The following is a 10829-nucleotide window of genomic DNA, read 5'->3' on the forward strand; positions in this document are numbered from 1 at the left end:
CGGCGCATCCGACGTAGGTACCCGCATCGGGGCGCGGACAAACCCGGGTCTCTGCAAGAGTGCACGACGTGGCGATACAGCGACTCCTCGTCGCGAACCGCGGAGAGATCGCGGTTCGCGTGTTTCGTACCTGCGCACGCCTCGGGATCGACACGGTCGCCGTCTTCGCATCGGACGATCGCAACTCGTTTCACGTCCGCTCGGCCGACAGCGCAGTCGAGCTCGGCTCGTACCTCGACGGGGCCGAGCACATTCGCGCTGCAGTCGCCGCTCGGGCCGACGCGATCCACCCTGGCTATGGATTCCTCTCCGAGAATCCGACGTTCGCCGAGGCGGTGCTCGCTGCCGGTATCACCTGGGTAGGACCGTCGCCCGAGGCGCTCCGGCTCGGAGGCGACAAGGTCGCCGCCCACCGGATTGCGATCGAGAACGGCGTGCCGACGTTGCCCCAGGGCTCACCCGGCGAAATTGGCTTCCCTCTCGTGGTCAAGGCAGCGGCGGGCGGAGGCGGGCGCGGCATGCGCGTCGTCCGCGACCCGGCACAGCTCGATGAGGCCCTCGCGGCGGCCCGGCGCGAAGCAGAGGGTGCCTTCGGCAACGACGCCGTGTTCTGCGAGCGCTACCTCGATCGTCCCCGCCACATCGAGGCGCAGCTCCTCGGCCATCGCGGGGGCGTCACCGTGCTCGGCGGCCGTGACTGTTCGATCCAGCGGCGCCACCAGAAGCTGATCGAGGAGTCCCCCCCTCCCGGGCTCCGGCCTGGCACATGGGCGCGCATCGAGGGCGGCGCCAGAGCCTTCGCCGAGGCGATCGGGTACCAGGGTGCGGGGACGGCAGAGTTCCTCGTCTCCGGTGACGACGTCTACTTCCTCGAGCTCAACGGGAGGATCCAGGTCGAGCATCCTGTCACGGAGGAGGTCACGGGCCTCGACATCGTTGAGCTTCAGCTCCGTGTCGCTGCCGGCGAGGAGATCGGGCTCGATGTCGTGACGACGGGGCACGCGATCGAGGCACGTCTCTATGCCGAGGACTCGCGTACCTTCCTGCCCCAGACCGGGCGGCTCGCACGGCTCGTCCTTCCAACCGGCGTCCGCGTCGACGCAGGCGTCGAGGAGGGGGACGAGATCGGTCTCGCCTACGACCCGATGATCGCAAAGCTGATCGCCCATGGGTCGGATCGCGAGAGCGCCATCGCGCGGCTGACAGGTGCTCTGGACGCAACGGAAATCGACGGCGTGATCACGAATCTTCCTTTCCTGCGCTGGCTCGTTCGCCACCCCGCATTCGTCACGGGCTCACTCTCGACGGCCTTCCTGATCGACCACACGCCGCTCTCCGTTTCGCCGCTCCACACCGCCCCGCCGGCTTTCGCGACGCCGTGGCGACTCAATCGACCCGTCCCGCCTCCCACAGCCGCGCCGAACATCGATGCGGCTACCCCCGCAGCCGGAGCGAGCGCACACGGCGCAATCGCGGCCCCGATGCCAGGCACGGTGCTGGCCGTCGGCGTCGTCGTCGGCGACGCCGTCACGCCTCAGCAGCGGCTCGTCGTCCTCGAAGCCATGAAGATGGAGATGCCCGTCCTCGCCCCCTTCGCCGCAACCGTGACCGCGGTTCACGTTGCTACAGGCGATCAGGTCGCTGCGGGAACACTTCTCGTCGAGCTCGGCTAGACCCCCGGCTCATCGCCCTGGATCAGTCTCAGGAGCCGACGGACGGCGACGTTCACGAGCCACATCACAATCACGGCGCCGACGTACGTCCAGAAGCCGTCGATCGAGAAGTCCGGAACAATCCACTCCGTGAACGCAAGAATCGCGACGTTGACGAAGAAGTAGGCCAGCCCGAACGTGAGAATGATCAACGGGATGGCGATGAACGTGAGCAGAGGCTTGAGGAAGATGTTCGCGAGCCCGAACACGGCACCCGCGAGCAGCAGCGGCCCCCAGTGCTCGATTGTAAGGCCGGCAAACACCCAGTCGGCAACGATGAGGGCGAGGACGTTCGCACCCCAGGCGACGAGCAGGCGAACGGCGAGATACATGCGCAGTGGCCTCGTGCTCGCCTAGAACAGTTTCTGCAGCTTGAGAGCGGCGCCCATGTCTCCCTTGATCTTGAGCTTGCCCGTCATGTACGCAGTCGTCGGGTTCGCTTCACCGCGAGAGATCTTCATCAGCGTCTCCTCGCTCGCCGAGATCGTGCAGTCGGCGTTGTGTTCGCCTTCCTCGGTCGTGACAGCGCCGTCCGTGACGACCACCGTCCAGACACCGACGTCGGCGATGTCGAATGCGAACCGGTTGTTCATCCCAGCCGTCTTCGCGGGGTCGACCTTCGACGGAAGCGCTTCGAAGAACTCGTGCACGGTCATTGGGACTCCTTGTCGGGCGGTAGGCGGCGCGGCGGCTGGACTAGTCGAGGAGAGGGTATGCGGAGGCTGGCGCGGTCGCAACCGGTGATGCGACCGCAGGAGACGGGAGGAAGAAGCAAAGGACGACGCCGGCGAGCGGAGCGAACGCGCAACAGACGAGGGCGGTCTCGAGATCTATCGCGTCGGCAATTCCCCCGAGTGCAACGGCGGCAATGCCACCAAGGCCCATTGCCAGGCCGATCGAGAGGCCCGAGGCCATCCCGACGTGCTCCGGCAGGTACATCTGGCTCAGCACCATCGTGAGCCCGAACGTGCCGACGACACAGATACCAACGAGCATCAAGGCGAGCGCGCCGACGACGCCCCCGACGAGAACGAAGACGAGGATCATCGGCGTCAAGATCGCCTGGGCGACCAGGAGCGTTCGCCGCAGGCCGAATCGGTCGGCTATCGGGCCGAGGGTCAGAGTCCCGACTGCGCCCGCGACGAGCATCAGCGAGAGCATCCTGTTGCCATCGGCCTCCGAGTTGCCGAGTGACACGACCCAGAGTGGCACGAAGGTCAGGAGGCCGAACCATGCGACGCTACGGAAACCGATGACGCCGCCGAGGATGAGTACAGCCCGCACGTCGTCCGTACCGGACACTGCGACACCCGGCGAGCGCGCCTCGGGACGGAGGCGTGACAGGTACGGGAGCGCCAGGAGAACCGCCGCGGCACCGAGAACCACGGGAATCGACGCAAGCAGTCCACCTGGCCCGAGGCCGAGCCAGAGGACGAGAGGCGTGACGATGATCGGGCCAAGTGCGTAGCCCGTGTTGCCCCCTATGTTGAAGAGGGACATTCCACTGGCTCGCTTGCGCCCACTGGCGAAGACCGCGAACTTTGCTCCCTCCGGATGGAACGCCGCAATGCCGAGGCCCGAGAGGAAGACGAGAATCACGAGCAACCCGTAGCTTGGCGCGACGGCCGCGAGGCCGATGCCGACGCCGGCCAGGCCGATGCCCGCCGGCAGCAACCAGAGCGCCCCTCGCTTGTCGGACCAGAGCCCGAAGAGCGGCTGCGTGAGGGAAGACGAGGCGAGCGCAGCGAGCATCAGCACTGCCGTGAGTGTGTAGTTGAGATCGAACTTCGCCGCAAAGAACGGGAGCATCGCCGGCACCGCCCCCGATGCGAAGTCGGTCGCGAGGTGCCCACCGGAGAGCGCGCCCATGCCCCTCCGGTCGATCGAGTCGCTCATTCCCGCAGTCTAGGCACAGGCCCCTTCGCACTCGCTAGCGTTGTGCGATGGCTGTCATCGAAGCGCAAGGGCTCGTAAAGGTGTACCGCTCGCGGAAGAGCGAGGTGCGCGCGCTCGATGGCGTCGATCTCGAGGTTGAGGAGGGAACCGTGCTCGGGCTCCTCGGGCCGAACGGGGCGGGCAAGACGACCACGGTGCGCGTCCTTACGACGCTCCTCCGCGCCGACGCGGGTCGGGCAACGATCGCCGGTCTCGACGTCGGGCGTGATGCGCAGGCCGTCCGCCGGATGATCGGCCTCTCGGGGCAGTACGCCGCGATCGACGAGAACCTCACCGGTCGAGAGAACCTCTGGATGTTCGGACGGCTCTACCAGCTCAGCTCCCACGACGCGAAGGGCCGCGCGGCCGAGCTCCTGACGCGCTTCGACCTCGAAAAGGCCGGCGACCGTGTTGCAAAGACGTACTCCGGTGGGATGCGCCGGCGACTCGACCTTGCAGCCGCCCTGATCGGCCAGCCGAAGCTGCTGTTCCTCGACGAGCCCACGACCGGCCTCGACCCGCGAAGCCGACTCGGCATGTGGGACGTGATCCGCACCCAGGTGCGCGAGGGGGCAACACTCCTCCTGACGACGCAGTACCTGGAGGAGGCGGACGCCCTCGCAGACGAGATCGCCGTCGTCGACACCGGGAAGATCATCGCCCGCGGCACGGCCGACGAGCTGAAGACGCAGGTCGGCGGCGAGCGGATCGAGGTCGTCGTACACGACCACGACCACCTTGGGCGCGCGGCGCAGCTCATCGCCCCCGATGGTCTTGCCACGATCGACGAGCACTCGCGGCGGTTGACGATCGCCGCCGAAGGTGGTGCCCAGCAACTCGTCGAGGTCGTGCTTCGACTCGGCGAGGAGCAGATCCGCATCGATGACGTCGGCCTACGGCGACCGACGCTCGACGACGTCTTCCTCGCTCTGACGGGCCATGCAGCAGAGGTAGAGCCAGACGCCAACGACACCCGAACGGATATGACATCCGAAGGCGAAAGCGCATGAACAGCCTCCGTATTGCCGTCGCCGACGGCATCGTGATCAGCTGGCGTAACCTCAAGCGCGTACCGCGCATACCGGAACTCGCGATCTTCGCGATCCTCCAGTCGATCATGTTCGTGCTGCTGTTCGCTTTCGTCTTCGGTGGGGCGATCCCCATTCCCGGGGGCGGCTCGTACCGCGAGTTCCTGATGCCCGGGATCTTCGTCCAGACGCTCGCCTTCGCCTCGGTCACAACGGCGATCGCCGTCGCGGACGACATGACGAAGGGCCTGATCGACCGGTTCCGCTCGCTGCCGATGGCCCGATCAGCGGTGCTCAGCGGCCGCACGTTCGCCGACATCGTCTACAACGTCGGCCTGCTCATCGTGCTCATGCTGACGGGGCTCGTCGTCGGATGGGGGGTGCACAGCAGCTTCGTCGACTTCATGTACGGCGTCCTTCTCCTTCTCTTCTTCACTTACGCGATGGCGTGGATCGGGGTCTACCTCGGCCTGTCCGTGCCCACCGTCGAAGTCGCTCAGCAGCTCGGCTTCCTCGTGATCTTCCCGATCACATTCCTCTCGAACGCCTTCGTCCCGACGGAAACCCTCCCCGCGGCCCTGCAGCCGATCGCGGAGTGGAACCCTGTCAGCGCCCTCACCGGCGCAACACGCGAACTCTTCGGCAACCCGAACCCCTATGCGTCGAGTTCGTTCCCCGGTGAGCACCCGATTCTCATGTCGGTGATGTGGACGATCGCCCTCCTCGTCGTCTTCATGCCGCTCGCGATCCGCAAGTACCGCGCGATCGACCGCTGAGTTCACGCGACGAGAGCATTCGGGCGGGTACCATCGCCTTCGCGTGGACTTCGATCTCACCTCCGAGCACGAGCTCTTTCGCGACACGGTTCGCGCGTTCGCTCTCGATCGCATCGCGCCCGTCGCAGAGGAGCTCGATCGTGAAGGCCGCTTCCCGTACGAGCTCGTCGAGGAGATGGCCGCCCTCGGGCTGATGGGGATCCCCTTCCCCGAGGAGCTCGGCGGCGCCGGCGGGGACACGCTCGCCTACGCGCTCGCGATCGAGGAGCTCGCCCGGATCGACTCGTCGGTCGCGATCACGGTTGCCGCGCACACGTCACTCGGCACGATGCCGATCTACCTTTTCGGCACCGACGCGCAGAAACAACGGTGGCTCCCACCGCTCGCACGCGGTGAGCGTCTCGCCGCGTTCGGGCTCACCGAGCCCGAGGCCGGATCCGATGCCGGCGCGACCCGGACGACCGCAACCCCGGTCGATGGCGGGTGGTCGATAGACGGGGCAAAGGCATTCATCACCAACTCGGGCACCGACATCACGCAATGCGTGACGATCACCGCGCTCACCGGCGAAGGCGAGGTCTCGAACCTGATCGTCGAGAATGGAACCCCCGGCTACGAGGTCTCCCCACCGCTTCACAAGATGGGGTGGAAGGCGTCGGATACGCGCTCTCTCTCGTTCACCGGTTGCATCGTTCCGGACGAGAACCTCCTGGGTGGCCGCGGTCAGGGGTTCCACCAGTTCCTCCAGATCCTCGATGGCGGCCGGATCTCGGTCGCCGCGATGAGCGTCGGCCTCGCCCAGGGCGCCTACGACCTCGCCTACGCGTATGCCCGCGAGCGCCACCAGTTCGGCCGCCCGATCTCGTCGTTCCAGGCGATCCAGTTCAAGCTGGCGGACATGGCGACCGAGATCGAAGCGGCGCGCGGCCTCGTCTGGAAGGCGGCCTGGCTGAAGGATCAGGGGCGTCCGTTCGCACTGGCTGCGGCGATGGCGAAGCTCTACACCGGCGAGCTTTCGAACCGCGCGGTGAACGCGTCGCTGCAGATCCACGGCGGCTACGGCTTCATGGACGAGTTCCCGATCTCCCGTCTCTACCGGGATCAAAAGATCCTCGAGATCGGCGAGGGCACGAACGAGGTGCAGCGGATGGTGATCGCGCGGCAACTCGGCTTGCCGTGAGGCGTGCGCTCGTCGTTCTTGCGGCTGCGCTGATAGTCCCGGCAGGAGCCGTCGCACACGTCTCGATCGAGCCGCCATTCGTCGCGGTCGGCGTTGCGACGGAGATCGGCATGACCGTGCCGAACGAACGGCCTCCCCACGCCACCGTCGCGCTTCAGGCGACGATGCCGGCCGGAATCTCGGTCGTGTCGGCAAGCGCACCTTACGGTTGGCGTGCGATCGTCGACGGCGCCACAGTGACGTGGTCGGACGGGCGTATCGAGGGGCGCGCCACGGCCGCCTTCCCGATTCGCATCATCGCGGAGGTGCGCCCTGGGACCTACGGAGTTTCCGCAAGCCAGAGGTACGACGACGGAGCGGTCGTGCGGTGGACGAGCGACCTGATCGTGCTGCCCACCACGGATGAGGCGGCGTCCGACGAGCGTCCCTGGCCGGTGATCGCCGCCGGCGTCATCGGCATCTTCGTGATCGGAGCGAGTCTCGTCATCCTCCGCCGCCTCCGCAGGTGAACGCTTCAAGTGAGATAGCGGGACGGGGTGCTACCGTCGGTCCGTGATCTTCCACCAGTTCCTGAACAGCGACCTTGGGTGTGCGTGTTACCTGATCGGTGACGAGGAAGCAGGGATCGCCGTCGTGGTCGATCCCCCGTTTGCGATCGAGCCGGTGCTCGCTGAGGCCGAGCAGCGGGGACTCAGGATCGTGCGCTCGATCGAGACCCATACGCACGCCGATCACGTTTCCGGGCACGGCCGCCTCGCGCTCGAGCATGGGGTTCCGGTGAGCGTGCACGTCGACGCTGGTGTCGACTACCCGAACGACCCAATGCACGACGGCGACGAGATTGCGATCGGTGCCGTCACGCTCGGCGTGATCCACTCGCCGGGCCATCGACCAGAGCATTGCTGCCTCACCGTCGTCGATAACTCGCGCGGCAGTGAGCCCTGGCTGGTCCTCACGGGTGACTCGCTGTTCGTCGGCGACACTGCTCGGCCGGATCTAGCGGTTGCAGCACAGGAAGGTGCCGAAGGACTTTTCCATTCACTGCACCGACTGCTCGAACTGGATGACGGGGTCGAGGTCTTCCCGGGCCACGTTGCCGGGTCGCTCTGCGGCACGTCGATGAGCTCCAAGCCATCGACCACGATCGGGTTCGAGCGCCGCTTCAACCCGTCGCTACAGATCACCGACGTCACGGCGTTCATCGCCGAGTCCGCCGCGGTCAGCGCGCCCAAGCCGCCGAACCTCGCACGCATTGTCGAGGCCAACCGCGGGCCATTTGTGGGCGCCCCGGCGCCGGTGGAGGATCTCGCGGCACCTCCCGGGACCGTGCAGTTGCTCGACGTGCGCGATGCCGCTGATCATCTCGCCGGCCACCGACCAGGTGCGATTTCCGTGCCGGTGTCGGGCAACAGCTTCTCGACGAAGGCGGGCTTCGTCCTCAAAGCGACAGAGCCGCTCTGCGTGCTCGCCGGGAGCGCTGCCGAGGCCGAACGCGCGATCCGGGGCCTCAATTCGGTTGCGTTCTTCGACGTCGCCGGCTACGTGCTCGGTGGCGGCGAGGAGAAGACGACGCCGGTCACGATCGACGAGCTCGAAGGGCTCATCGCAGCAGGCGCGGAGGTTATCGACGTGCGCGAGAAGGACGACCGCGACACCGGGTACATCCCGGGAAGTCGTAACGTCCCCTATCGGCTGATGACGAGCTGCTGTCCCGACCTCCCTCTCGACAGGCCAGTCGTGACGATCTGCGACACCGGCCCGCGTGCGGTGATCGCAGCGAGCATCCTGCGCAAGCGCGGCTACGACGCGCACCCGATCGCCGACGGGGGCATGCCCGAGTGGCGTGCGCGCGGCGGCAAGACGGTCGAGTTCAGGCGCTGCGGATCCGCGTAGCGGCTGCGCGTTTGATCGCCTCCGCCCGAGCCATGCCCGTGCTCGCGCCGAGCGAGCGATAGATCACGAGGGCACGCTGGGCTTGGCCGATCGACTCTTGGCGCCGTCCGGCATCGCCCAGTTTCTCGGCTGCTGCCAGACGCGCTCCGGCCTCGTCGAACGCTCCCATCGCCGCAAGCAAATCGGCTGCGCGTTGCGGTTCCCCGGCGAGGAACGCGGCAGCGGCCTCGCTCCACCGAGTTTCGCCTTGCCGCCGGGCGACCTCTCGGATCTCCGAGGAACGACCGAGGATCGCAGCGGCTCGAGCGGCATCGTAGAACCACACTCCCTGAACGTGGGCCGCCGCGGAACCACGACACTCGTCCAGGAGCTCATCGAGATACGCGCCGGCACGAGTCGGATCGCCGGTCGTCGTAAAGGCTCTCGCAACACAGGCGAGCCACGGCAGCAGAACCTGGAAATCACCGATCATTCGAGCCCGCACCGACACGCGGGCGATATCCCTACCGTCGATCGGCTCCCCCCGCTCCGCTGCGATAAGCAGCAAAACGCCCTGTACCTGGCTCTCGTGGTAGCCGTCGTGAACCTGGTCGACAAGTGTCGTCGCGAGCTCGCCTGCCTCGTCCCACCGCCCCGCGAGGAATCGGTTGAAGGCAAGCTCGACGCTGATAATTCTCGCGATACGGGCCGAGCCGATACGCTGAGCGAACGCGACCCCGGCCGAGAGATGTTCGTGCGCCGCGGCAAGATCACCGTAATCGTCAAGAATCGAGCCGAGGTTGATCCGGGCGCGCCCGACGTCGGACGAGCCGATCTCGAGCGAGATTTGGAGGGCTTGCTCGAGATCCGCGAACGATCCTGGATCACCGAGATTCCAGCGTGCAACCCCTCTGTTGTTCAAGGCCCAGGCGTACAGGCTTTGATCGCCGACGCGCTCGGCGCCTGCCATGGCGCGTTCATCGAGCGGTAGCGCCTCGGCCGACCGACCCGAAAGTCCGTAGTACCGCCCGAGGCTGCCGTGCACGTATGCTGCCACTCGGACATCGACCGTGTCGCCGATCAGCTCGCAGGCACGCTCGAGGAGTGCGGTACTCGTCGTCCCGGCTAACCACTGCACCTCGTGCAGAGCGACAAGCGCTTCTGCGGCCGTCGAAGCGTCCCCGGCCACGAGGAGGCCCGCGACCGCCTGTTCGAGCTCATCCTCACCCGTGTTCTCGGCTTGCACAAGGGCGCGCCCAAGGGAGAAAACGAGGTGCGGGGAGGGCTCGCCCACCGTCCCTGCTGCGAGCGCGGCCCTGTAGAAACGCACGGCTTCGCGCGGCGCGGCGAGCGCCCATGCTCGATCACCGGCCTCGTGGAGCGCCTTTGCGGCGGCAGGACGCAGGTCATCGACCGGCAACCCCGCCGCAGTGCCATACTCGATCGCACTCCCGAGATGGTGGGCGAGTACCTCGGCGCGGTCCTCTGACCTGTCGCCGGGCAACGACGCGATCCATTCGGCCGCGTGACGGTGCTCCCGAGAACGGTCGGCACGTGGGATCTGGCTGTACGCGGTGTCGCGGACGAGTGCGTGGACAAACGCGTACTGCCGCGCACCCACCACGGCAGATCGCCGCTCGCGCCGCACGAACTCCTTGCGCTCGAGCGAGAGCAGCCGCGGCTCGAGCGACCACGGCTCCTCGTCGCTCATCCTCGCGAGGCCATCGGTCCAGAAGACCTTGCCGAGCACGGCTGCGGTGTGGAGGAGCCGCTTCTCGTCGTCCGGCAGCCCGTCGATCCGTGCCGCCACGATCCCCTGCAGCGTCTGGGGAACGGTGTCCGCTCCAGCGCCGGTTTCGAGCATCCGCGCGAACTCCTCGGCAAAGAGCGGCACACCACCCGCGTTTCGCACGAGTGCGGACTGGGCGCCCGCTGAGAGAACGCTTCGCTCGAGGAGGGCGCGTAGCAAGCGGGCTGTGTCCTCGTCGGAGAGCGAGGGCAACGAGACTGTCTGCGCGTTCCGCTTGCCGCCACCCCACCCAGGTCGCCGCTCGAGCAACTCGGGGCGCGCAGTACAGACGACGAGCAGCGGCACGCCCGACGCGCGATCGACAAGTTCATCAACGAAATCGAGCAGCCCGTTATCGGCCCAGTGGAGATCTTCGAAGACGAGCAGTGCGGGGCCGCTCTCGGCGATCCCCTCGAGAAAGCGGCGCCAGGCCGCTGTCGCCTCCGTTCTCTGCTCCTCCGCCCCGCTCGCGACATCTGTGGTCAGCCCGACGAGCGGACGCAGGTGACGTTCCACCCAGGCCCGCTCGTTCTCGTC

General features: G+C 67.0%; 10 protein-coding genes. 6 read left to right on the top strand and 4 right to left on the bottom strand.

What is annotated here, in order from left to right; translation table 11 throughout:
• The first annotated feature begins 68 nt into the window (after nucleotides 1-68).
• The gene (locus ABIR74_RS05255) at nucleotides 69-1673 is read left to right on the top strand and encodes a biotin carboxylase N-terminal domain-containing protein (protein ID WP_348175646.1); all 1605 of its coding nucleotides are present in this window, start codon (nucleotides 69-71) and stop codon (nucleotides 1671-1673) included.
• Here the strand turns inward: ABIR74_RS05255 and ABIR74_RS05260 are convergent.
• The 3 genes from ABIR74_RS05260 to ABIR74_RS05270 are packed head-to-tail and all read right to left on the bottom strand — an operon-like array spanning nucleotide 1670 to nucleotide 3608.
• Nucleotides 1670-2044, bottom strand: a complete 375-nt coding sequence (locus ABIR74_RS05260; RefSeq protein WP_348175648.1) for a phage holin family protein — start codon at nucleotides 2042-2044, stop codon at nucleotides 1670-1672. The genes ABIR74_RS05255 and ABIR74_RS05260 overlap by 4 nt on opposite strands.
• A 21-nt stretch (nucleotides 2045-2065) precedes the next feature.
• A complete protein-coding gene (locus ABIR74_RS05265; protein WP_348175650.1) occupies nucleotides 2066-2368 on the bottom strand; it encodes an SCP2 sterol-binding domain-containing protein in 303 nt (100 codons plus the stop codon).
• Nucleotides 2369-2408: 40 nt separating this feature from the next.
• A complete protein-coding gene (locus ABIR74_RS05270; RefSeq protein ID WP_348175652.1) occupies nucleotides 2409-3608 on the bottom strand; it encodes an MFS transporter in 1200 nt (399 codons plus the stop codon).
• A 47-nt stretch (nucleotides 3609-3655) separates the two neighbouring features.
• Between ABIR74_RS05270 and ABIR74_RS05275 the strand changes: the two genes are divergently transcribed.
• Genes ABIR74_RS05275 through ABIR74_RS05295 form a run of 5 tightly spaced genes read left to right on the top strand, consistent with a single transcriptional unit; the run spans nucleotide 3656 to nucleotide 8524 of the window.
• Nucleotides 3656-4657: an ATP-binding cassette domain-containing protein gene (locus tag ABIR74_RS05275; RefSeq protein ID WP_348175654.1), complete on the top strand. Its 1002-nt coding sequence runs from the start codon at nucleotides 3656-3658 to the stop codon at nucleotides 4655-4657.
• A complete protein-coding gene (locus tag ABIR74_RS05280; RefSeq protein WP_348175655.1) occupies nucleotides 4654-5451 on the top strand; it encodes an ABC transporter permease in 798 nt (265 codons plus the stop codon). The genes ABIR74_RS05275 and ABIR74_RS05280 overlap by 4 nt, the downstream gene beginning before the upstream one ends.
• Nucleotides 5452-5494: 43 nt before the next feature.
• Nucleotides 5495-6631 (top strand): acyl-CoA dehydrogenase family protein, encoded by a 1137-nt coding sequence (locus tag ABIR74_RS05285; RefSeq protein ID WP_348175657.1) that lies wholly within the window; start codon nucleotides 5495-5497, stop codon nucleotides 6629-6631.
• On the top strand, nucleotides 6628-7140 hold the full coding sequence (locus ABIR74_RS05290) for a DUF1775 domain-containing protein (protein ID WP_348175659.1): 513 nt from the start codon (nucleotides 6628-6630) through the stop codon (nucleotides 7138-7140). Before ABIR74_RS05285 ends, ABIR74_RS05290 begins: the two co-directional genes overlap by 4 nt.
• A gap of 43 nt (nucleotides 7141-7183) precedes the next feature.
• Nucleotides 7184-8524: an MBL fold metallo-hydrolase gene (locus tag ABIR74_RS05295; RefSeq protein ID WP_348175661.1), complete on the top strand. Its 1341-nt coding sequence runs from the start codon at nucleotides 7184-7186 to the stop codon at nucleotides 8522-8524.
• Here ABIR74_RS05295 and ABIR74_RS05300 read toward each other — a convergent pair.
• The coding region (locus tag ABIR74_RS05300; RefSeq protein WP_348175663.1) for a hypothetical protein at nucleotides 8502-10829 on the bottom strand (2328 nt) is incomplete at its 5' end. The two genes, ABIR74_RS05295 and ABIR74_RS05300, sit on opposite strands and share 23 nt — an antisense overlap.

The organism is Gaiella sp. (genome assembly GCF_039915195.1).
Lineage (GTDB): Bacteria > Actinomycetota > Thermoleophilia > Gaiellales > Gaiellaceae > Gaiella.

What these genes read in the sequence shown, in the direction of transcription:
- ABIR74_RS05280 (WP_348175655.1), top strand. Translation starts at nt 4,654, where the DNA reads ATGAACAGCCTCCGTATTGCCGTCGCCGACGGCATCGTGATCAGCTGG.
- ABIR74_RS05275 (WP_348175654.1), top strand. Translation starts at nt 3,656, where the DNA reads ATGGCTGTCATCGAAGCGCAAGGGCTCGTAAAGGTGTACCGCTCGCGG.
- ABIR74_RS05270 (WP_348175652.1), bottom strand. Translation starts at nt 3,608, where the DNA reads ATGAGCGACTCGATCGACCGGAGGGGCATGGGCGCGCTCTCCGGTGGG.
- ABIR74_RS05265 (WP_348175650.1), bottom strand. Translation starts at nt 2,368, where the DNA reads ATGACCGTGCACGAGTTCTTCGAAGCGCTTCCGTCGAAGGTCGACCCC.
- ABIR74_RS05260 (WP_348175648.1), bottom strand. Translation starts at nt 2,044, where the DNA reads ATGTATCTCGCCGTTCGCCTGCTCGTCGCCTGGGGTGCGAACGTCCTC.